The sequence below is a fragment of the Microvirga aerilata genome (genome assembly GCF_016743775.1).
Taxonomy (GTDB): domain Bacteria; phylum Pseudomonadota; class Alphaproteobacteria; order Rhizobiales; family Beijerinckiaceae; genus Microvirga; species Microvirga aerilata.
Window position 1 is genome coordinate 157,080 of sequence record NZ_JAEQMY010000004.1, and the last position, 20,024, is coordinate 177,103.

General features: G+C 63.9%; 20 protein-coding genes and 1 tRNA gene. 9 read left to right on the top strand and 12 right to left on the bottom strand.

Annotated elements, in window-relative coordinates; genetic code table 11:
- The first annotated feature begins 17 nt into the window (after positions 1–17).
- A complete protein-coding gene (locus tag JKG68_RS04625; protein ID WP_246515080.1) occupies positions 18–398 on the top strand; it encodes a hypothetical protein in 381 nt (126 codons plus the stop codon).
- An 87-nt stretch (positions 399–485) separates the two neighbouring features.
- Here the strand turns inward: JKG68_RS04625 and JKG68_RS04630 are convergent, their stop codons facing one another.
- Together JKG68_RS04630 and JKG68_RS04635 are read right to left on the bottom strand one after the other, a co-directional pair.
- Positions 486–1,706: a multidrug effflux MFS transporter gene (locus tag JKG68_RS04630; protein WP_202056282.1), complete on the bottom strand. Its 1,221-nt coding sequence runs from the start codon at positions 1,704–1,706 to the stop codon at positions 486–488.
- A gap of 235 nt (positions 1,707–1,941) precedes the next feature.
- Positions 1,942–2,136: a hypothetical protein gene (locus JKG68_RS04635; protein ID WP_202056285.1), complete on the bottom strand. Its 195-nt coding sequence runs from the start codon at positions 2,134–2,136 to the stop codon at positions 1,942–1,944.
- 440 nt (positions 2,137–2,576) lie between these two features.
- On the opposite strand from JKG68_RS04635, the gene JKG68_RS04640 reads away from it, so the two are divergent.
- From JKG68_RS04640 to JKG68_RS04655, 4 genes are all read left to right on the top strand, one after another.
- On the top strand, positions 2,577–3,968 hold the full coding sequence (locus tag JKG68_RS04640; protein WP_202056290.1) for a fused MFS/spermidine synthase: 1,392 nt from the start codon (positions 2,577–2,579) through the stop codon (positions 3,966–3,968).
- 138 nt (positions 3,969–4,106) lie between these two features.
- Positions 4,107–4,925: an ABC transporter ATP-binding protein gene (locus JKG68_RS04645; protein WP_202056291.1), complete on the top strand. Its 819-nt coding sequence runs from the start codon at positions 4,107–4,109 to the stop codon at positions 4,923–4,925.
- Positions 4,922–5,713: an ABC transporter permease gene (locus tag JKG68_RS04650; RefSeq protein ID WP_202056292.1), complete on the top strand. Its 792-nt coding sequence runs from the start codon at positions 4,922–4,924 to the stop codon at positions 5,711–5,713. The genes JKG68_RS04645 and JKG68_RS04650 overlap by 4 nt, the downstream gene beginning before the upstream one ends.
- A gap of 46 nt (positions 5,714–5,759) precedes the next feature.
- Positions 5,760–6,782 (top strand): ABC transporter substrate-binding protein, encoded by a 1,023-nt coding sequence (locus JKG68_RS04655; RefSeq protein WP_202056297.1) that lies wholly within the window; start codon positions 5,760–5,762, stop codon positions 6,780–6,782.
- A 73-nt stretch (positions 6,783–6,855) separates the two neighbouring features.
- Here the strand turns inward: JKG68_RS04655 and JKG68_RS04660 are convergent, their stop codons facing one another.
- The 8 genes from JKG68_RS04660 to JKG68_RS04695 all read right to left on the bottom strand — a co-directional run bounded on the left by JKG68_RS04660 (position 6,856) and on the right by JKG68_RS04695 (position 14,358).
- A complete protein-coding gene (locus tag JKG68_RS04660; protein ID WP_202056299.1) occupies positions 6,856–7,935 on the bottom strand; it encodes an ABC transporter ATP-binding protein in 1,080 nt (359 codons plus the stop codon).
- 11 nt (positions 7,936–7,946) lie between these two features.
- Entirely contained in the window at positions 7,947–8,786 is an 840-nt protein-coding gene (locus tag JKG68_RS04665; protein WP_202056301.1) for a carbohydrate ABC transporter permease, read from the bottom strand.
- Positions 8,787–8,796: 10 nt separating this feature from the next.
- Positions 8,797–9,729, bottom strand: a complete 933-nt coding sequence (locus JKG68_RS04670; protein ID WP_202056303.1) for a carbohydrate ABC transporter permease — start codon at positions 9,727–9,729, stop codon at positions 8,797–8,799.
- Positions 9,730–9,794: 65 nt separating this feature from the next.
- Positions 9,795–11,060, bottom strand: a complete 1,266-nt coding sequence (locus JKG68_RS04675; RefSeq protein WP_210346216.1) for an ABC transporter substrate-binding protein — start codon at positions 11,058–11,060, stop codon at positions 9,795–9,797.
- A gap of 62 nt (positions 11,061–11,122) precedes the next feature.
- Entirely contained in the window at positions 11,123–12,295 is a 1,173-nt protein-coding gene (locus tag JKG68_RS04680) for a PLP-dependent transferase (RefSeq protein ID WP_202056306.1), read from the bottom strand.
- Positions 12,292–12,951, bottom strand: a complete 660-nt coding sequence (locus JKG68_RS04685) for a FadR/GntR family transcriptional regulator (protein WP_246515096.1) — start codon at positions 12,949–12,951, stop codon at positions 12,292–12,294. Before JKG68_RS04685 ends, JKG68_RS04680 begins: the two co-directional genes overlap by 4 nt.
- A gap of 263 nt (positions 12,952–13,214) precedes the next feature.
- Positions 13,215–14,141 (bottom strand): amidoligase family protein, encoded by a 927-nt coding sequence (locus JKG68_RS04690; RefSeq protein ID WP_202056311.1) that lies wholly within the window; start codon positions 14,139–14,141, stop codon positions 13,215–13,217.
- A gap of 141 nt (positions 14,142–14,282) precedes the next feature.
- Positions 14,283–14,358 (bottom strand) — tRNA-Ile (locus tag JKG68_RS04695).
- A 289-nt stretch (positions 14,359–14,647) separates the two neighbouring features.
- Between JKG68_RS04695 and JKG68_RS04700 the strand changes: the two genes are divergently transcribed.
- Positions 14,648–15,646 (top strand): glutathione S-transferase family protein, encoded by a 999-nt coding sequence (locus tag JKG68_RS04700; protein WP_202056312.1) that lies wholly within the window; start codon positions 14,648–14,650, stop codon positions 15,644–15,646.
- Between the two features lie 37 nt (positions 15,647–15,683).
- Here the strand turns inward: JKG68_RS04700 and JKG68_RS04705 are convergent, their stop codons facing one another.
- Complete coding sequence (locus JKG68_RS04705; protein WP_376773111.1) at positions 15,684–16,907, bottom strand: adenylate/guanylate cyclase domain-containing protein; 1,224 nt, start codon at positions 16,905–16,907, stop codon at positions 15,684–15,686.
- Positions 16,908–17,035: 128 nt separating this feature from the next.
- Between JKG68_RS04705 and JKG68_RS04710 the strand changes: the two genes are divergently transcribed.
- Positions 17,036–17,656 carry a TIGR02466 family protein gene (locus JKG68_RS04710; RefSeq protein ID WP_202056314.1) on the top strand — a complete coding sequence of 207 codons (621 nt, stop codon included), beginning with the start codon at positions 17,036–17,038 and terminating at the stop codon, positions 17,654–17,656.
- A gap of 51 nt (positions 17,657–17,707) precedes the next feature.
- Here JKG68_RS04710 and JKG68_RS04715 read toward each other — a convergent pair whose 3' ends face one another.
- Positions 17,708–18,043, bottom strand: a complete 336-nt coding sequence (locus JKG68_RS04715) for an MmcQ/YjbR family DNA-binding protein (RefSeq protein ID WP_202056315.1) — start codon at positions 18,041–18,043, stop codon at positions 17,708–17,710.
- A gap of 133 nt (positions 18,044–18,176) precedes the next feature.
- Here JKG68_RS04715 and JKG68_RS04720 point away from each other — a divergent pair, with 133 nt between their 5' ends.
- The gene (locus JKG68_RS04720; RefSeq protein WP_202056363.1) at positions 18,177–19,229 is read left to right on the top strand and encodes a bifunctional transcriptional activator/DNA repair enzyme AdaA; all 1,053 of its coding nucleotides are present in this window, start codon (positions 18,177–18,179) and stop codon (positions 19,227–19,229) included.
- 8 nt (positions 19,230–19,237) lie between these two features.
- The gene (locus tag JKG68_RS04725) at positions 19,238–20,005 is read left to right on the top strand and encodes an isocitrate lyase/PEP mutase family protein (RefSeq protein WP_202056316.1); all 768 of its coding nucleotides are present in this window, start codon (positions 19,238–19,240) and stop codon (positions 20,003–20,005) included.
- Positions 20,006–20,024: the final 19 nt, after the last annotated feature.

Here is a 20,024-nt window from a genome sequence, read left to right on the forward strand (position 1 = left end):
CCGTGATTTCCGGTGAGATGATCCGCGAGAACCGTAACCTTGCGAACTGCGTTGACCCAGGACAGCGGCCGATGGGCCGTGCGGTCAGCGAGGGTCAAGCAGTGTTGAGTTTCAAAACCGTCGAAGAGGTCTGCGAGAGCAAGAAAATCACCCTTGTGCTTCATCCTGCCATCCGGCGCGCCGTAGGCGGGTACGAGGAAAGCTTCTACATCGGCCTGCGCTGCTTTCTGAAGGGAGAAACAGACGGGATCTTCTTCCTGCCTCTGCAGGATGGCGGCTACGTCCGCCTTATATTCTCGCAACGCCATTCGGCAGGAGGTCACCCGATCCTGAGAGTTGATCCTCTGACGCCAGAGGGGCTGCAGCGTATCAAGGCGGCGGTCGACCCGAACAACTAGGCTCTGGCACGGCGCCAGCGCTCCTCTGGGGCAAAAGCCAACGCCTGCATTTGTGACGGCGGCGCCCTTTGCGCCACCAGCGGCAGCCTAGTTGCCAGCCGCCGGCATGCGCCGAGTAGCGACAAGTGCCAACGAGGCGATGGCCAGCGAGGAGCAGATCGTCATGATCGCGATGAGGGGCCAGACAGTGGAGCTGAGTGTCGCGCCAACAATGGGGGCGACGAGCGCGCCGAACCCGATCTGGAAGCTCCCTGACAGGCCAGCGGCGGCCCCGGCCAGATCGGACCTCACGCTCACGGCGCCGGCAATGCCGCTCGGCAGGACCAGCCCGTTCGCCACGCCGATGAACAGCATCGGCCCGAACAGGGCGACCGGCGACAGGAAGCCTGAAGCGATCAAAGCCGCCATGGCCGCGATGCTGACCAGAGACAGGAGCGTGCCCGCCAGGATCATCCGGTTTGGCCCCATCCTGCCTGCTATGCGGCCAGTGGCGAAGTTGCCCAGGATATAGCCGCTCGGCACCATGGCAAAATAGAAGCCGTACTCGGCGGGACTGCGCCCGAGCAGTTCGATCATCACATACGGGGCCCCCGCCAGGAACGCAAAGAACATGGCCGACACGAAGCTGGTCACCAGCGTGTAGCCCCAGAACTGGCGGGACCGGAAAAGGCTCCCGTAGCCCCGCAGGAGTTCGCGGGCGGACTCCCCGGAGGCGCGACTGTGGTTCGTCTCGCGAAGATGCCAATACGCGAACATCAAGGCCAGCCCGCCGAATCCGATCAGAAAGGCGAACGAGGCGCGCCAACCGAAAAACGTCTCGAGCACGCCGCCGATGGTTGGTGCAATCATGGGAGCGACCGCCATGCCCATGGTGACATAGGCGATCATGCTCGCCACCTGATTGCGCCCGTAAAGATCACGGACGATGGCGCGGCTCAGGGTGATCCCCGCGCAACCTCCTATGGCCTGCACGATACGACCGAAGATCAGCACCCCAATGTTCTGAGCCGACAGGCAGATGGCCGAGCCGACCACGAAGACGAGCAGGCCTGTCAGAAGAACGGGCCGTCGTCCCAGTCTATCGGACAGGGGACCGATAACCAGCTGTCCGAACGCCATCGCGCCGAGATAAAGCGACAGGGTAAGCTGAATGGTCGTGAAATCGACACCGAGCGCCCGCGCCATTCCGGGCATCGAAGGCAGGTACATATTGATGCCGAGCGGGCTCACGGCGGAAACGGCAATGAGCAGCGCAATGAAGCCGGGCTTGGCGGCGGGCTGATCCGTAGCGGCAGGGGTATGGGTCATAACTTCAAGATCGCTTCCGGAGGTGCCCTTGGACAGCTTGGCAGGGAAAGGTCCTTGTTGCACAAGCTAGGTCGGATGTGGGGCAATGACAGTGCTCTGTCTCCTCGATCGGCGCAACACCGCCATGCGCAGACCGCACCCGTGGGCTGGCGAGGCACAGACATCGACGTGATCGCGCCACGACACGGCATGGCCTGAGGGGTCTGGAAACAGAAGGCTCAACAGCGATTCCGCGTCAGATCCGATGGTCCGGCGTCACGGACGGAATCGTGGACCTCTGCTCGACGGCTCTGTCGCCCGGCAATGGCTGGGGCGGGACGCTGGCTTGACCTGACGCGAGACGCCGCTCGAGAGCAGCAACTTGCCGGGCCAGGTTGTCGATTGCCGCCTTGAGGGCAAGAACGTCGGCCGCGTCCGGAATTGTCGACACTGTTGCCGTCGCCGGCTGCGCGGTTGGAGCCTCGAGACCCGGGTGTGATTCGACATCACGAAAAGGCTCTCGCCTCCTCTTCCCGGGAGACAGGAGACGCCTGAACATCTGCCATATCAGCCAGAGGACACATAAAGCCAGGAAGAGTGCGATCAACACCGACGGCAGACTATCGAACATGGTTGTCGTCATCCCTGAACAGATCGATGGAGGCATCGAGGCAATGTCACAGCAATCCTCATCGTTCCGGAGCCTCGGCGACAGGGCTTGTCCCGATGCTTCCTCCAATCCCCGTCCATAGGCTGCCTGATAGGCGCAGGCGCCGCTTTGGCGAAACGGAGAAGCTGACCTTTCCCTCCCGCCAACGCCTGTCTCCCCTATATGAGATCGTCAGCCGGGCATCCTGCATGCTACCCAGCGGCCAAAGGCGGTAACTGCTCATGTTCTCCTCCCCGTTGTTGCTAGGGGCGATTGCCATAGAAGGCTACGCCGTTCTGGCGGTGGAACTTCTCGCCATCCGTCAGCTCACCCCTTATGTGGGCAATGCCACCGACACCGTCGCCATCGTCATTGCGGCCGTACTGCTTCCTTTGGCGCTCGGGTACGAGGCTGGCGGCCGGGCCAGTTTCGTCCCTGGCGATGAGGCGGGCGTACGCCGGCAGCTCACCCGAAACCTTCTGATTGCGGCCCTGATCCTCAGCTTCGGGCTGTCCCATCCCTTCCTGGCCGCCTTCTTCCAGATCCTCGACGGCCTTGGTCTCACGCATCGCCTGGTCCAGGCTGCCGCTCATACCTCCCTGTTCCTGGTCTATCCGGTCTACCTCCTGGGCCAGACCATCCCGCTGGTCGCCTACTGCTCCACCGGCGCGAACCTGCCCCGATCCACGGGGCTGATGCTGTTCCTGTCCACCCTCGGGTCGTTCCTGGGCTCGGTGGTGTCGACCCTTGTGTTCATGACCTTCTTCGGCGTCCACATCACGGTGGCGCTCACCCTGGGCCTTCTGGTCGTGCTCGCCGCCCTCATCGGCTGGCGGATGGAGGGGCGCAACAGGCTGGTTCTCACGGCGGGTGCGCTTGGTGCCTACATCGTTGCCATCAACAGCCCCGCAGCGGTCAGAGCCTACGGCATCGTCAGCAACAATCTTTACAGCGAGGTCCGGGTCGTCGAGAACCCGGCGCAGAACAGCCGCCTGCTGGTCATCAACAACAGCCCGTCTTCCAAGGTAGCCGCCCATCCGGAGCACCGCTTCGCCTACCTGAAGTTCATCGACAGGGAAGTTCTCAGGCGGCTCGAGACGGATCGGCCTCGCCGCATCCTGGTGATCGGGGCCGGAGGGTTCACCATCGGCCTGGAAGATCGCTTCCATGCCTACACCTATGTCGACATCGACCCCGCCCTGCGGGAGGTGAGCGAGGAGCACTTCCTGCGCCAGCCTTTGTCATCGAACAAGACCTTCGTGCCTGAATCGGCCCGCGCATTCCTGCGGCGCAACACCCAGACCTATGATGTTGTCGTGCTCGATGCTTTCACCAACCGGATCAACCTGCCGCCGGACCTGGTCACGCGGGAGGCATTCGAAGCCGTCCGGCAGGCTGTGGCCCCGGAAGGTCAGGTGATCATGAACATCATCACGTCGCCCACGTTCGAGGACAGGTTCAGCCGCAGCATCGATGCTACGATCCGCAGCGTGTTTCCCTTTGTTTCCCGGCAGATCCTGCCCGAGACCAGAACCGGCAGCGTCGCAAGCGTGCTCTACCTTGCGGGCCGGCTCGAGAAGGAGCCGCACGACATCTACACGGATGATCGAAACCGCTCATTCTTGGATCATTGACGACGGGGCGGATGTGCGCCTGTGGGCTCATACCGCGGGTGCTCCCAGTCCAGCAGGCTTGGCAGGCCTTGTCATCCGGGTGCAAGCCCTTAGGATAGCCACAAGCGTCGCTGACAGGCGCGGGAACCGCCGATCCTCATGCTCGCACCACCTATTGCCCCTGCCGTTTTGCTCCGTAATATCGCCATCACCTTCGGCGCGAAGGAGGCTGGTTATACGGCGGTCAAATCCATCGATCTTGCCGCAAAACCCGGGGAGTTCATCGCCATCGTCGGGCCGACCGGCTGCGGCAAGTCAACCCTGCTCAATGCATCGGCAGGGCTGCTCAAGCCCTCCGAAGGCCACGTGGAGATCTTCGGCACGCCGCTGTCCGGCCTCAACGGCCGGGCAGGCTATCTCTTCCAGCAGGACGCGCTGATGCCATGGAAGACGGCGCTTCAAAACGTGAGCGTCGCCCTCGAGCCCAAGGGTGTCGGGCCTGCGGAGGCTCGGGACAGGGCCCGTGACTGGCTGCGCCGGGTTGGCCTATCGGCTTTCGTCGACCGCTACCCGCACATGCTTTCAGGCGGGCAGAGAAAACGGGTCGCCCTGGCCCAGATGCTGATCCGCGACCCCGAGATCCTGCTGATGGACGAGCCGTTCGGCCCGCTCGACGCGCAGACCCGGCAGATCATGGGCAATCTGCTCCTCGATCTCTGGGCCGCCAATCGCAAGGCCGTGCTCTTCGTCACGCACGATCTGGAAGAGGCGATCGCCCTCGCCGATCGGGTCGTGGTCATGTCCGCCGGCCCGGCCGCACGCATCATCGGGGAGTTCCCGGTCACGCTGCCGCGCCCGCGCGACATTGCCGAGGTTCGGCTCGACCCGTCGTTCCATCAGATCTACAAGGAGATCTGGGCGAGCCTCCGCGCGGAGGTGCAGAAGGCTTATGCACAGGAAGAGGGAGCCGCCCCATGAACCGCATGAAGTTGATCCTGCTTCAGCTGGCAGTCGGCATCGCCTTCCTGCTGCTCTGGCATGTCCTGACCGCCTACCCCATTCTCGCGCCCACCCGACAAACGCAGTTCTTCTTCTCGACACCCCTGGACGTGCTCGCGCGGGTTTGGAAGGAATTTGCCTCCGGCGAGATCTGGCGGCATCTCGGGATCACGCTTCTGGAGACGATCCTCGCCTTCGCGTTCGGGGCCGGAGGCGGCATTCTATTCGGGTTCCTGTTCGCCCGGCGCGCGCTGCTCGCCGCCGTTTTCGACCCCTACATCAAGGCGGCGAACGCGCTGCCGCGCGTGGTGCTCGCGCCTATCTTTGCCCTGTGGTTCGGCCTGGGGATCTGGTCGAAGGTTGCGCTTGGGTTCACGCTGGTCTTCTTCATCGTGTTCTTCAACGTGTACCAGGGCGTGCGCGAGGTGAGCCCTGTGGTGCTGGCCAATGCGAGGATGCTCGGCATGAACGAGCGCCAGCTCCTGCGGCACGTTTATTGGCCGGCGGCGCTGACCTGGATGTTCTCGTCCCTGCACACCTCCGTGGGCTTTGCCCTCGTGGGCGCGGTCGTCGGGGAATATCTCGGCTCCTCGGCGGGCCTTGGCTACAAGATCCACGAGGCGGAAAGCGTCTTCGACGTGACCGGTGTTTTCGCCGGCATGGCCATCCTGTCCATCTTCGTGATCCTCATCGATGCGGTGGTGACGTTCATCGAACGGCGCCTCCTGGTCTGGCATCCAAGCCCATCGACAAACGGGCAAGGTTAGGCAATCCTCTCCCTGCGACAAACTGCATTCAAGCAGGGAGACTAGGATGGAACGCCGTACATTTCTCATCGGAACGGGCGCGGCTGCCTTGGCCGCGGGCATCGGCCCGGGCGCCTTTGCACAGTCGAAGCCCGAGAAAAGCAAGGTCACCCTGGGAGTGGGCGGCAAGCCGCTGCTTTACTACCTGCCCCTGACCATTGCGGAGCGGAAAGGCTTCTTCAAGGAGGAAGGGCTCGAGGTCGAGATCAACGATTTCGGGGGCGGCGCCAAGTCGCTTCAGGCGCTCATCGGCGGTTCGGTCGATGTCGTGACCGGCGCCTACGAGCATACGATCCGCATGCAGGCCAAGGGCCAGGACATTCGCGCCATCACCGAGCTCGGACGCTTTCCGGCCATTGTGATTGCGGTCAAGAAGGACAAGGCCGGGCAGATCAAATCCGCGGCCGACTTCAAAGGCATCAAGATCGGCGTAACGGCCCCAGGCTCGTCGACCGCGCTCACGGCGCAATACGCCATGGTGAAGGCGGGCCTGAAGCCTGCGGACGCCGCGATCATCGGCGTCGGATCGGGCGCCAGCGGCGTGGCCGCCATGCAGAAGGGCGAAATCGACGTGATCTCGCATCTCGACCCGGTCATCGCCAAGCTGGAATCGGATGGAGACATCGTGGTCCTCATCGATACACGCACGGAAGCCGGCACACGGGCGCTCTTCGGCGGCTCGAACCCGGCCGCAACGCTCTATTCCAAAAAGGACTTCATCGACGCCAACCCGGTGACGACCCAGCACCTCGTCAATGCCTTCATGAAATCGCTCCGGTGGCTTCAGACGGCCAAGCCGGAAGAGGTCGCGGATACCGTGCCGCCGGAATACCACCTCGGCGACAAGGCGCTCTACCTGAAGGCGGTGCAGAACTCGTTGGAGAGCTACTCCCGCACCGGCATCGTGCCGCCGGACGGCATGGCGAGCGTCATGGACATGCTCAAGCAGCTCGATCCGGAATTGAGGGATGCCAAGGTCGATCTCGCAGCAACCTTCGACGATCGTTTCGTCAAGAAGGCAGCGACCTAGCCAATGACGCAACGGTTGCCGACGTCACCTCGATGTCGGCAACACGGCCCTGCTGCGCAGGAGACGCGAGCCCCTACTCCGGAAGCCTCTGGCCGGTCTTGGCATCGAAGATGTGAAGCTTGGAGGCAGGCAGCCTGTAGGCGATGTTCGTTCCGACCGGATAGTTGACGCGCTCCACTACGAACGCCTTCAAGGCATGATGCGCCGTCCCAAGGTGAACGATCGTTCCCAGGCCCATGGGCTCGACCAATTCGACATGGCCGGCAAAGTCTCCCTCGGCCTGGGCGGAAATCTGAACATCCTCGGGGCGGATGCCTACCTTCACGGCTTGCCCATCGTGACCACCGACACGAGGAGGCGCAGGAATCCGCTCTCCCGACTCGAGCGCGATCAGCCGCTGCTCTCCATCATGGCGCAAGACGGCGTTGATGATGTTGATGGCAGGCGAGCCGATGAAGCCGGCCACGAAAAGGTTGGTGGGGCGCTCATAAAGATCGAGCGGAGTTCCTACCTGCTGAACGACGCCGCCGTTCATGGCCACGATGCGGTCTGCCAGGGTCATGGCCTCCACCTGATCGTGCGTGACATAGATCGAGGTCGTGCCGAGGTCGCGGTGCAGCTTCTTGATCTCGACGCGCATCTGCTCGCGAAGGCGGGCATCGAGGTTGGACAGGGGCTCGTCGAACAGGAACGCCTGCGGCTGCCGCACGATCGAGCGCCCCATGGCCACGCGCTGGCGCTGTCCGCCCGAGAGGGTGCGGGGCTTGCGGTCGAGAAACGTGTCGAGTCCGAGCTTGGAAGCGGCGGCGGAAACGACATGGGCCATGCGCTCGGCCGGCGTCCGGCGCAGCCTGAGGCTGTAGTTCATGTTGTCCCGGACGGTCATGTGGGGATAAAGGGCATAGGACTGGAACACCATGGCGATGTCCCGGTCCTTGGGCGCGAGCTCGTTCACCACCCGCTCGCCGATGCGGATCGCGCCGCTTGTAATGCCCTCCAGCCCCGCGACCATGCGCAGGAGCGTGGACTTGCCGCATCCCGACGGCCCGACCAGCACCACGAACTCCCCGTCCTGAATCGACAGGTCGACGTTATGAAGGACGGGCACGGTCCCGTAGGATTTGCGGACGCCTTGGATATCGATGGAAGCCATGTTGCGAACCTTCAGCCTTTGACCGCGCCGGCCGTGAGGCCCTGGACGAGATACCGTTGAATGAGAAGGAAGAAGAGGCAGGCGGGGATCAGGGCCAGCACGCCGGCTGCCATCATCTGCCCGAAATCCACCGAGAACTTCGACACGAAACCGAGCAGCCCCACGGGGAAGGTGCTGGCATCGGCCTTCGATACAAGCATCAGGGCGAAGAGCAGCTCGCTCCAGGCGGCCGTGAACACGAAGCCGAGGGTTGCGGCAACGCCCGGCAGGGTGAGCGGCAGAATGATCTGCCTGAAGGCGCGAAAGCGCGATGCGCCGTCGATCATGGCAGCCTCTTCCAGGTCCTTCGGGATGCCGTCGAAGAAGGACTGCATCAGGAATGTCGCGAAGGGCACGTTGAAGGCCGTGTAGACGATGACGAGACCTGTCAGGCTGTTGGTGAGTCCAAGCGGCGAGAACAGCTTGAAGATCGGCGCCACGAGCATGACGAGCGGGAACATCTGCGTGATGAGCATCAGCCCGACCAGCCACATCTTGCCGCGGAAATCGAAGCGCGACATGGCGTAGCCGGACAAGGCCGCGATCAGCGTCACCAGCACCGCGGTGCTGCCTGAAACGATCACGCTGTTCTTGAAGAAGAGCGGAAAGTCGCTGTGGGCGAGCACGAAGGTGTAATGCGCCAGGGACGAGCGCGACGGCCAGAGCCGGATGCCCTCGCTGTAGAGAAGATCGTTGGGCGTCACCGAGACCTTGAGCAGCCAGTACAGCGGGAACAACGCGAACGCCACGTAGAAGGCGAGAAGCCCGTAATGCAAGAGCCAGTGCGAAGTGCTGCGGGCAGAGGATGTCATGATGCTCTCCTCATCGTCTCAGCAGGGACTGCCGCAGCAGAATGATGACGAAGGAATAGGCCAGCAGCAGGACGAGAAGAACCATCGCAATCGCGGATGCATATCCGAAATCGAGCCGCCTGAAGGCCTGGGTGAAGATGTAGCTCGACACGATCTGCGTCTGATCGGCGGGTCCGCCATTGGTCATGACGATGATCAGGTCGGCGAAGTTTGCGATCCACACGGTCCGCAGCAGCACCGCAATGGCAATGGTGGGCGCCAGGAAGGGAAGCGTGATGTCGGTGAAGCGCCGCCACGCGCCTGCGCCGTCGATGGATGCGGCCTCATAGATGTCTTGGGGAATCGACTGAAGAGCCGCCAGGAGCGTGATGGCGAAGAACGGAATGCCCCACCACACATTGGCGATGATCGGTCCCCAGATCGCAACGCTCGGATCCGACAGGATGTTTTCCGGGGCGGGCAGTATTCCAAGAGCCGCCATCCAGTGCGGCAGGGGACCGACCACCGGATTGAAGAGCCAGGCCCAGTTCAGGCCCGACAGAAAGGTCGGCACGGCCCAGGGCAGAAAGACCAGGGCCTGAACGATGCCGCGTCCTGGAAAGGGGCTGTTGAGGAGAAGCGCCAGCACGAGACCGAAGGCGAATTGCAGCGCGACGGATGCAAAGGTCCAGACGAGGGTGTTCTTCATGGAAAGCCAGAACGCCGCATCCGTCCACAGGGCCCGGAAATGCTCCAGGCCGATGAAGCCGCCGCTGAAGGGGTTGATCAGCTGCATGTCGCGAAAGGCGTATGACAATCCGACGATCAGCGGCACCAGCATGATGGTCGCGATCAGGATCACGGATGGAGCGATGTACAGGTACGGCTCCAGCCCGAGCGCCAGCCTGCGCAGGGGCGCGGGCCTGCGTGGTGCAGCCTCCTCGTACAAGGGCATCGTGGACATGCGGCGCTCCTAAGCGTTACGAACCGAGAAGCGGCGCGGCTCGTCGAGCCGCGCCGGTGTTCATCCTACTTGGCCGAAGCGAGGTGCTTCTTCTGCGCCTTGGTCATGTAGTCGGCCCATTGCGTGGCCATGTCCTTCGGGGCGAGTTGCCCGAGGAGCGCCTGCTGGCTCGTCTTGACCGCCAGCGAGTCGGCGAAGAAGGCGAATTCCTGCAGGTAGGTCGGCATGATGGTCGGCACGACGTTCTTGTCGGCCAGCTCCTCGAACCATCCCTTGAACTGCGGGCCGGCATAGAACGGATCGTTCTCGGCAGACTTGTAGATCGGCAGAGCGCCCGTCTTCTTGTTCCAGGCGATGTTGCCCTCGGGGCCGGCAAGCGCGGCAAGCAGCTTCCAGGACAGGTCCTTGTTCTTGCTGCTGGCGAACATCGACCATCCGGCATAGCCCAGGGTCGGGAAAGCCTTGCCGTCAGGGCCCTTCGGGAACGGCGCCACGCCGTATTCCTCGGGCTTCATGCGCTCGGCAATGGCGATCAGGGCATCGGGGTCCTGATCGAGCATGGCGCAGGTGCTGGAGTAGAAGCCTGCGACGATCTCGTTGAAGCCCCAGTTGACGCTGTCCTTCGGCGCATAGCCCTTCCTGTAGAGATCGGTCAGATAGGCAAGCCCCTTCACCCAGCCTTCATCGGCGAAGGTGGAGGTCCCGTCCTGCTTGAAGAAGGTGTTGTCGCCGGCCATCGTGGCGCCGAACATCACCCAGCCGTTCAGGCCGCCCGGGCCGCCGCGCAGGCAGTATCCGTACTTGCCGGGAATGGCCGAGACCTTCTTCGAGACCTCCTCGAACTCCGCCAGCGTCTTCGGCGGCTCCTTCACGCCGGCCTGCTCGAAGAGCTTCTTGTTGTAGAACATGGCCCGGAGATAGAAGCCGTAGGGAATCGTGTAGGCGGTGTTCTTGACGGAGCGGCCGACCTCCAGAGCCCTGTCGTTGAGGCCGGCCGTATTCGGCCAGGTCTTCAGGTAGGGCTCGAGGCTCTCCAGGGCGCCGTTGTTGGCGTAAAGCGAAAGCCACCGATCCGGCATCTCGACCACGTCCGGCGTGTCGCCGGCAGAGACCATCGTGGCGAATTTCTCGAAGGCCTGGCTCCAAGGCAGCGACGTGATCTCCACTTTGACGCCGGGGTTGGCATCCTCGAAGCCTTTGACGATGCTCTTGAGGGTTTCCGTGCGCTCGGGGCTGGTGATGACCTCGGTGAGCTTCAATGTGGTTTGGGCAAATGCGCTGCCGGCGAAAGCGGTGGCGAGCGCAGTGGCGAGCAGTAGGCGTTGGATCATGGTCTTCCCTCTATGTTTGCTTTGACTCGAACATGTTCGACCGCTCGTGGATGACGCTTCGTCTAACTCATCTTCGCCTCCCTGATGGCTTGGGAGAGATCCTCGACCAGGGCTTCCTGGCCCTCCAGGCCCACATGGAGCCGCACGATCCGCTCCGAGACGCCGAAATCGATGGCGGAGTTCGGGCCTGCCGCCTGCACCCGCACGACCTGGGCCGGCACCACGAGGCTCTCATGCCCGCCCCAGCTGACGCCGAGCTTGAAGAACCGCAGCGCATCCGCGAACCTCGGGATGTCCACGCTGTCGTCGAACTCGAAGGAGAACAGGCCGGATGAGCCCTGCAGCCCATCCGGCAAGCCGTTGCCGAGCCCGGGATGGTAAACCGCCACCACGTCGGGGCGGTCCGCAAGCGCTCGCGCCACGTGCAGCGCCGCCGCCTCGTGCGCCTTCATACGGATCGGCAAGGTGCGCAAGCCCCGCAGGAGGAGCCACGCATCGAAGGGGGACAGCTTGCCTCCCAGGTAAGGATAGACGCGGGAGCGGATCTCGCCGATGAGCGCCTTGGACCCGACGACCACACCCGCCACCACGTCGCTGTGGCCGCCGATATATTTGGAGGCTGAGTGCACCACGAGGTCGCAACCGAGGGTCAGCGGCTGCTGGAAGACCGGGCTCGCCCAGCTGTTGTCGATGATGGAAAGGGCGCCGTTCTCGCGGGCGATCCGCGCAAGCGCCGCCACGTCATGAACATGCATGAGCCAGCTCGTCGGGCTTTCCATGTAGAAGAGCCGCGCGCCGGGCAGAGCGCGCCGCACCGCATCGAGGTCGCGGCCGTCCACATAGTCGACGGTCACGTTGATGCGCTTGAGATAGGTCTGGAAGAGACGGTACGCGTCAGGATAGACGTGCTCCACGCACACGATCCGGTCGCCGGGCTGGACGAATGCCAGGACGGCGGACGAGATGGCCGCCATGCCGCTGGCGAATCCGATCGCATCCTCGCCGCATTCCAGGGCGGCCATCTTCTCCTCGAACAGGCGAACCGTGGGATTGAGGCCGCGGGTATAGGTGGGCCGCACCTTCTGCCCGCGATAGGTTTCCTCCATCTCGGCGTAGGAACCGAAGGTGAAGAGCGAGGTCTGAACGATGGGCGGCACGACGGCCTCATAGGCATGCTCCCCGTCATGGGCGAGGATTGCCATGGCGCGCGCCAGCGGATCGCCGGAAGTACTCATCTGATCATGTCCTTGATATCCTCCTCCACGATGGCGAGGATCGAAAGTGTCTTGGCGCGGGCCGCATCGGGATCCTTGGCGGCGACCGCCTCGAACAGCTCGCGGTGAAACGGAAAGGAGCGCGCGGCGAAATCCACCCGCACGCGCGACATGCCGAACAGGATCTGAACGCTCTCGCGCATCTGCGACAGAAGCTGGTTGAAGATGGGGTTGCCGCACGCATCGTAGATGGCAAGGTGGAAAGCCAAATCCTCGGGGCCGGCGCAGCCCTTCTCGCGATGCACGGCCTCCATGATCAGGAGCTTGGATTCGATCCGCTCCAGATCAGCGGCACCGGCGCGCAAGGCAGCAAGCGCGCTCGCCTCGACCTCCAAGCCGCGGCGAACCTCCAGCATCTGGAGAAGACCGTCACGCCCGCTGTCGACAGCAAGGGGAAGGTGCATGGTCTCGGGCGAGATCCGCCGCAGGAGGTAGGTGCCGCTGCCCCTTCGGCTCTCGACCACGCCAAGAGCCTGCCAGTGGCGGATGACCTCGCGAATCGTGGAACGTCCGACCGATAGCTCCGCCATCAACTCACGCTCCGGAGGCAAGCAGTCTCCGGGCTTCAGATCCGAATGCCCGATGTACTCGGCGATGGCCCGCATCGCGCCCGACATCCGGGCAGACGTGGCGCCGCGTGCCTGAGATCCCGATCCTGCTTGCACCCTGCCCAAGCCTCCAGCGCTCGCCTGCATTCCCAAAAGGGAGCGTTTGCTGAAATTGGTCTGACAACTTCAAGGCTGGATGAAGGCGCACCGGTTGTCAAGGCCGCACCAAGGCTCGGTCGAGCGCTCGAGAAACGCTGAGGGAAAAGCCAGGCGACCGAAGAGCGATCACGGATGGGCCTCGCACCCGTCGGAAGCTGGCCTGGAAGCCGTCGTCAGCTCAGGCGGCTCAAAGCGGCCTTGCCCCGCGCGGCAAGACTTTCCGGATGCCCCGCCAGATGCTCCACGCTGAGCCAGCGCTCCCAGTCCAGCATGAGGGTCCAGGCGGGATCGCTCAGATGCGCTTGCGGCAACCGATAATGAAATACGGGCCTCGACCCGATCTTCTCGTGCGGCAGCATCGAGCGCACCCGCTCCTCATCGAAGTGAGTCAGAAGCGGCAGAAGATCGAGCGCTCGATTGCGGGTCGGGTTTGCCGCGAGATAATCATCCGTCAGGAGTGGCAGGTCAGGCCAGTAACCCGGATCGAGCACGCGCTGCTTGTAGGCCTGCGGGTAGTCGGGAGGCAGGACGAGAGCCCCCCGAAGGCTCCCGCGCGCGGTCTCCTGCCGAAGGCGGTCGCCGACCAGGAGAAAAGCCTTGAGAAAGGCCGTTACCGTTGTGGCGTCGAGGCGTGGCGGATCGACATTGAAGTGGAGCCCCAGCGAGTCCCAGAGCACGGCCCCGCGGCCGAACGCCCCCGCAGCCCGCAAGCTCGCGACGACCCGGTCCATCTCCGGGAGCCGCGCGATGGGCATGGGGGCGGTGATCAACTCCCGCGGGACGAAGGGCGAGACCACCGTGCCGAGCCACGCCGCAACACGTCTATCGAGCCTCAGGCCGAGCTCAGGATGCCGTTGGGGGTGGACATACCGCAAGTCGGTCTCGACGGACAGGGTCCCAAGGGAGGTGCCGCTGATCTTGAAAGCGTGCGGGTCCTCAGCCTCGCAGGTTCCGCCAAGGTCAGCCGCAAGGGCTTGAGCGGCGGCTTGGGCATTCGGGCCGAGAAACTCGATCTCAACCCCCACCTGCCGCAGCCTGCCGTCAGCGGTAAGGAGAATGGGCGGGCTGAGCGCTTCGGCCCCTATGGCAATGTCGTTCATCACCGTCTGACATGGGGATGACGTGGCCCGATCACAATCGACATGGATCCGGTTGATGGTTTCAGACTCGCGGATCGTTCACGTGGGACGGCAACCTCCCTGGCCCGAAAGGCTTGGGATCGACGCAGGATGGGAGGAAGGTGGTGGGCCCGGCAGGACTCGAACCTGCAACCAGACCGTTATGAGCGGCCGGCTCTAACCATTGAGCTACAGGCCCTTCCGAGGAAGGCAAAGGGTCGTCTGCGGAGGCCCTATCGTCACCCCGTGGCGTGACGGAAGGCCCCTGCCCTGTCCTGACCGGGGTCGAGGAAAGATCCCTCCGGGATCACCCGAGGACCCTTGTGTTCCTGTAATACATCTTCATCGCCGTCAAGCCGGTTTTGTCCTGCCTCGACGGGCCTCGCTGCCGCAGCGACGGTAGATCTTTGGGAACCATGATCCAGTTATGGCTCGTGCCGGCATAGCGCCCCTCGTCACCCGATGCCTGCCAGGAGATGGAGAAGCCGATGGGATTGCTTGTCGACGGCGTCTGGCAGGACCAGTGGTACGACACCAAAAGCACCGGCGGGCGCTTCGTCCGCAAGGACTCGGACTTCCGCAGCTGGATCACCGCCGACGGATCCGCAGGTCCGACGGGCCAGGATGGGTTCAAGGCCGAGGCCGGGCGCTACCATCTTTACGTGTCGCTCGCCTGTCCCTGGGCCCATCGCGCCCTGATCATGCGCAAGCTCAAGGGGCTCGAGGCCATGATCGGCGTCTCGACCGTTCATTGGCGCATGCTGGATCGAGGCTGGACCTTCGAGGAAGGTCCCGGCGTCATCCCGGATAGCATCAACGGGGCGGATTTTCTGCACCAGGTCTACACGGCGGCGAAGCCTGACTATACGGGCCGCGTGACGGTTCCGGTGCTCTGGGACAAGGCCTCGGCCGCCATCGTGAACAACGAATCCGCCGAGATCATTCGCATGCTGAACTCCGCCTTCGACGGCATCGAGGCAACGCCCGGCGATTATTATCCAGAGGATCTGCGCCCGGAGATCCACGCCCTGAATGCGCTCATCTACGACACCGTGAACAACGGGGTCTACAAGGCGGGCTTCGCCACGACGCAGCACGCCTACGAGGAGGCGGTTCGTCCGCTGTTCGAGACCCTGGACACCCTCGACAGGCGCCTGTCCTCACGGCGCTATCTGTGCGGCGAGCGGATGACGGAGGCGGATATCAGGCTTTTCACCACCCTGGTGCGCTTCGACCCGGTCTATGTGGGCCATTTCAAATGCAACCTGCGCCGGATTGCGGATTATCCGCACCTGTCGGGCTACCTGCGCGATCTCTACCAGACCGCCGGCATCGCCGAGACCGTGAACATGCACCACATCAAGGCGCACTACTACGAGAGCCACAAGACCATCAATCCCACGGGCGTCGTGCCCCTCGGCCCCGTCATGGATCTCGATGCGCCGCATGGGCGCGAAGGGCTCATCAAGGAGGGAGCATCGGAGTGACTCTAAAAGTGCAGGCTCACTTTTCACGGCCGATGCTCTAGGGCCGGTAGACCTCGATGGCCTCCTGGAAGCCCTCGACCGCGTGGCTGCCGAGCGGCAGGGGGTTGCCCCACAGATGATCGACGAAGGGCTTCGACATGAGAAGCGGCTCGCCAAGGCGCTTGTTCAGGTCCGCGATGCGGCTCGCCAGGTTCACGTCGCGGCCGATCACCGTGAAATCGAGCCTTTGTCCGGACCCGACATTGCCGTAGGCCGCATCGCCGTGATGCAGGGCGAAGCCCACATTGATGGGCACCGGAAAGCGGCCCTCGTTGTTGGCGGCCTCGATGCGCTGCAGTGCCCGGCTCGCGGCCGTGAGCGCCGATTGCGCCGCCCCGCCCGTATCGTCGCCCTTGTCGCGGACGATGGCGAGAAGCCCGTCGCCCAGATATTTCAGAACCTCCCCGCCCTCGTCCTCGATGGGCGGCACGAGGCAGTCGAAATAGTTGTTCAACAGCTCGACGGCGCTCTCAGGGGTCAGCGTCGAGGAGATATGGGTGTAGTCCCGCATGTCGGCGAACAGGATGGCCGAGCGGATGCGCGTCACCTGCCCGCGCTGGATGGCGCCGGACAGGATGGCCTTGTGCGGATCGTCCCCCACATAGATGCGCAGCACCTCGTCGAGCCGGTTGCTCGTGGCCCGCAGCTCGGTCACGAGAGAGAAGGACGGCATCACGAGGCGCAGGATCGTCAGCCCGCGCTCGCCGAAACCCTCAGGGGAGCGGGTGGCAAACGAGATCGCGTTTTCCGCCCCATTGGTGAACCGCACGGGAATCGTGAGATAATGGCGGTAGCCCGCCTCCTTGAGTTCGGGAATGACCGGAAAGAGATCGTCGGGCGTTTCCGCCAGATCGAGCAGCAGCCATTCGCGGGTGCGGTTGACATGGGCGAAGGGGCTGACCTGGTAGATGGCCTCGCGGCGGTCGCCATGGGGCAGGTAGCGCACGACCGTCCCCTCCTCGCGGGTCCAGAATCGGCCGATACCGGCATATTCGGTATGCAGCGCCTCGATGGCCGAGACGGCCCGGTCGATGGGAAGGCCCAAATCGATCAGCCGCTCGAGAAAACCCGTCAGAACCTCGTTCGAGTCCTCCATCCGGGCCGCAACCGTGACCAGCCAGTCCCGGAGGGCCACGGCGCGCGACAGGCTTTCCGCATCGAGGCTGCGGGCCAGGGCCAGCATATCGCCGGGAGCGTCTAGGGAGGAAGAAGGGTGCATCATAAAGCCAAGGTGTGTTGTCCCCTCGGATCCTGCAACCCGTGAGGAGGATTTCGTGCCAGAAAGCTGGTATGCGCCCTGAATGAGGCATTCGTTTTGACAGACGCCAGCCCCCGTAATAGAGCCGAGCCATGCCAAGCATCGACACGCTTTTCGTCACCAAGATCTACCGCGCCGAGCTGACCGGCACAAAGGCCGAGGGCCGCAACGCGGAGCTCGAAGCCGCCTGCCTGTCCATCGCCGAGGACGACGAGGCGGGCCAGCGCTGGTGCGTGAAGCACGGCTATCCGGGCTACACGTCCTATGCGTCCCTGAACGACCTGCCCTGGCGGGTTCCGGTGTTCGGGGACCTGCTGAAGGAGCTCGACAAGCATGTGGCGGCCTTCGCCAAGGAGCTGGAGTTCGACCTCCAGGGCCGCAAGCTCGTGCTCGACAGCCTGTGGATCAATATCCTGCCGCCCGGCGGCATCCACACCTCGCACATCCATCCCCATTCGGTGATCAGCGGCACCTATTACGTGACGATCCCCGAGGGGGCGAGCGCCCTCAAGCTCGAGGATCCGCGCCTCGGCTTCATGATGGCGGCCCCGCCCCGCAAGGCCAAGGCGAAGCCGGAAAACCGGCAGTTCGCCTATATGAAGCCGGCGCCGGGCACGGTGCTCCTGTGGGAGAGCTGGCTGCGCCACGAGGTGCCGCTCAACGAGGCCGAGAGCGAACGCATCAGCGTGAGCTTCAACTACTCCTGGCAGTGATCGGTCTCGTTCAGACCGCGGGACGATTGGGCAACCGTAGAAGCTGTATTCTCAATCATGCTCTGCGATCAAATGCTTCGGTGCGATGGCGCGCCATGCGGCTCGCAGGGCTCCCTGGAGGATTTGCTGGTCCGCCGTGGAAAGCCTGACCTTGGTGTATCCCCGGCGACCATAAGCTCCCGGGACAGGCTCGAACACCGTGGGCTCCGCCCGTGTTCGTAACTCCTGCTCTTCAGGTGGGAGCTTGATGACGCCCCACGTGGCGTCTGGCCAGCCCAGGGTTGCGAACACTTTTCCTCGCACCCTAAAGTCAGGATGCTCCATATGCTTCTCCTCAACAGCCTCCGGCAGTTGCAGCGCCAGGCGGCGGAAGTCATCCGGCGTCAAGATAGTCTCTCCTCTCGTCACGACTTCAGTCGGGCTCCATACGGAACAGGCTAGCCTCTTCAGGAAAACAGAAATAGACGCCTCGTTTCCGGCGACACGGCCGCGAGGCTTGCGCTAGAACATCCTCATGCCGATGCTCCGCGACGACGACACCCTTTTTGCCGCCCTGATCGCCCGCGATCCCTCCTACGAAGGCTTCGCCTATGTGGGCGTGAAGACGACCGGCATCTTCTGCCGGCTGACCTGCCCGGCCCGGAAGCCGAAGCGCACGAACGTCGTCTTCTTCTCCTGCAAGGACGCCGCCCAGGATGCGGGCTTCCGCGCCTGCCTGCGCTGCAAGCCCCTCGACACCAAGCGGCCCGCGAGCGGCGCGCTCGAAATCCTGCGGGACAAGATCAAGGCGGAGCCCGACAGGCGCTGGAGCGCGGAGGATCTGAAGGCTCTGGGATACGACGCCTCCACGGTACGCCGCGCCTTCCAGCGGGAATACGGCGTCACCTTCGCCCAATATGCCCGTTCGCAGCGCCTGGGCCTGGCCGTCAGCACCCTGCAGCAGGGAGGCTCGGTCATGGACGCTCAACTGGATGCCGGCTACGAGTCCAGCAGCGGCTTTCGGGATGCAATCACGAAGCTCGTCGGAGACGTGCCGGTCAGGATGAACGCGCGCCAGGTTCTGGCGGCTCAATGGATCGATACGCCTATCGGCGCCATGCTGGGCGTGACGGACGATGAAGGCGTGCATCTTCTCGAGTTTGCCGAGCGCAAAGCCCTGCCCACCGAAATCGCCCGCTTGCGGCAGCGGGTGGGACCCATCCGCTTCGGGCAGAGCAAGATGCTTGAAGCGCTTGCGCATCAGGTGGGGCAATATTTCTCGGGACGAGCGGCGTCCTTCGACATCCCTGTGGTCCAGAAGGGAACGCCTTTCGAGGCAACCGTATGGAGCGCGCTGCAGCAGGTGCCGCCCGGCGAAACGCGCAGTTACGGTGAGCTCGCCCGTTTCATAGGCCGACCCGAGGCGGCGCGGGCCGTGGCGCGCGCAAACGGCGCCAATCAGGTGGCAGTCATCGTTCCCTGCCATCGCATCATCGGCGCCGATGGCTCGCTGACCGGCTATGGCGGCAAGCTCTGGCGCAAGCAATGGCTTCTCGAACACGAGCGGAGAGCCGCCGCGACAACCAACCGATAAGGAAAGACATGTCCGACCAAGCGATAAAGGCCGAAACCTTCAAGGGGCTCCATGTGCCGGGCCGTCCCGTCGTTCTGTTCAACATCTGGGATGCGGGCAGCGCCAAGGCCGTGGCCGGCAGCGGCGCGAAGGCGCTGGCCACCGGCAGCTGGTCCGTTGCGGCGGCCTACGGTTTCGAGGATGGCGAGCACATGCCGTTCGACCTCTGCATCGCCAATCTGGAGCGCATCGTCGCGGTGACGGATCTTCCGGTCACCATCGATCTCGAAAGCGGCTACGGCGCCGATCCCGAGGCGGTGGGCGCAACATTCGCCCGGGCGCTGAAGGCTGGCGCCATCGGCTGCAACATCGAGGACAGCTTCCGCGAGGCTGGGCCCTTGCGCGAGCCCCCGGAGCAGGCGGCGCGGATCAAGGGCGCCCGGACGGCCGCCGACAGGCTCGGAATCCCGGCCTTCGTGAACGCCCGCACAGATGTGTTCCTTCTGGCGGACCGCAGCAGCCATGACGAGGGCTTGGTGGCGCAGGCGATCGAGCGCGGCCGCGCCTATGCGGATGCGGGCGCCGACGGCCTGTTCGTGCCGGGCTTGGCCGACGAGCGGCTGATCGGCCTCGTGGTCGAAGGCTCGCCCCTGCCGGTGAATGTGATGTTCAACGCAAGCATGCCGCCTGCCGCCAGGCTGGCGGAGCTCGGCGTGGCGCGGATCAGCCATGGGCCGGGGCCATACCGCCTGGTCATGAAGGCTCTGGAGGATGCCGCACGCGCGGCTCTCGTCTAGGAAGACCTGCCCTCGCGCC

What these genes read in the sequence shown, in the direction of transcription:
- JKG68_RS04625 (WP_246515080.1), top strand. Translation starts at nt 18, where the DNA reads ATGATCCGCGAGAACCGTAACCTTGCGAACTGCGTTGACCCAGGACAG.
- JKG68_RS04630 (WP_202056282.1), bottom strand. Translation starts at nt 1,706, where the DNA reads ATGACCCATACCCCTGCCGCTACGGATCAGCCCGCCGCCAAGCCCGGC.
- JKG68_RS04640 (WP_202056290.1), top strand. Translation starts at nt 2,577, where the DNA reads ATGTTCTCCTCCCCGTTGTTGCTAGGGGCGATTGCCATAGAAGGCTAC.
- JKG68_RS04645 (WP_202056291.1), top strand. Translation starts at nt 4,107, where the DNA reads ATGCTCGCACCACCTATTGCCCCTGCCGTTTTGCTCCGTAATATCGCC.
- JKG68_RS04650 (WP_202056292.1), top strand. Translation starts at nt 4,922, where the DNA reads ATGAACCGCATGAAGTTGATCCTGCTTCAGCTGGCAGTCGGCATCGCC.
- JKG68_RS04655 (WP_202056297.1), top strand. Translation starts at nt 5,760, where the DNA reads ATGGAACGCCGTACATTTCTCATCGGAACGGGCGCGGCTGCCTTGGCC.
- JKG68_RS04660 (WP_202056299.1), bottom strand. Translation starts at nt 7,935, where the DNA reads ATGGCTTCCATCGATATCCAAGGCGTCCGCAAATCCTACGGGACCGTG.
- JKG68_RS04665 (WP_202056301.1), bottom strand. Translation starts at nt 8,786, where the DNA reads ATGACATCCTCTGCCCGCAGCACTTCGCACTGGCTCTTGCATTACGGG.
- JKG68_RS04670 (WP_202056303.1), bottom strand. Translation starts at nt 9,729, where the DNA reads ATGTCCACGATGCCCTTGTACGAGGAGGCTGCACCACGCAGGCCCGCG.
- JKG68_RS04675 (WP_210346216.1), bottom strand. Translation starts at nt 11,060, where the DNA reads ATGATCCAACGCCTACTGCTCGCCACTGCGCTCGCCACCGCTTTCGCC.
- JKG68_RS04680 (WP_202056306.1), bottom strand. Translation starts at nt 12,295, where the DNA reads ATGAGTACTTCCGGCGATCCGCTGGCGCGCGCCATGGCAATCCTCGCC.
- JKG68_RS04685 (WP_246515096.1), bottom strand. Translation starts at nt 12,951, where the DNA reads ATGTCGGGCGCGATGCGGGCCATCGCCGAGTACATCGGGCATTCGGAT.
- JKG68_RS04690 (WP_202056311.1), bottom strand. Translation starts at nt 14,141, where the DNA reads ATGAACGACATTGCCATAGGGGCCGAAGCGCTCAGCCCGCCCATTCTC.
- JKG68_RS04700 (WP_202056312.1), top strand. Translation starts at nt 14,648, where the DNA reads ATGGGATTGCTTGTCGACGGCGTCTGGCAGGACCAGTGGTACGACACC.
- JKG68_RS04705 (WP_376773111.1), bottom strand. Translation starts at nt 16,907, where the DNA reads ATGATGCACCCTTCTTCCTCCCTAGACGCTCCCGGCGATATGCTGGCC.
- JKG68_RS04710 (WP_202056314.1), top strand. Translation starts at nt 17,036, where the DNA reads ATGCCAAGCATCGACACGCTTTTCGTCACCAAGATCTACCGCGCCGAG.
- JKG68_RS04720 (WP_202056363.1), top strand. Translation starts at nt 18,177, where the DNA reads ATGCTCCGCGACGACGACACCCTTTTTGCCGCCCTGATCGCCCGCGAT.
- JKG68_RS04725 (WP_202056316.1), top strand. Translation starts at nt 19,238, where the DNA reads ATGTCCGACCAAGCGATAAAGGCCGAAACCTTCAAGGGGCTCCATGTG.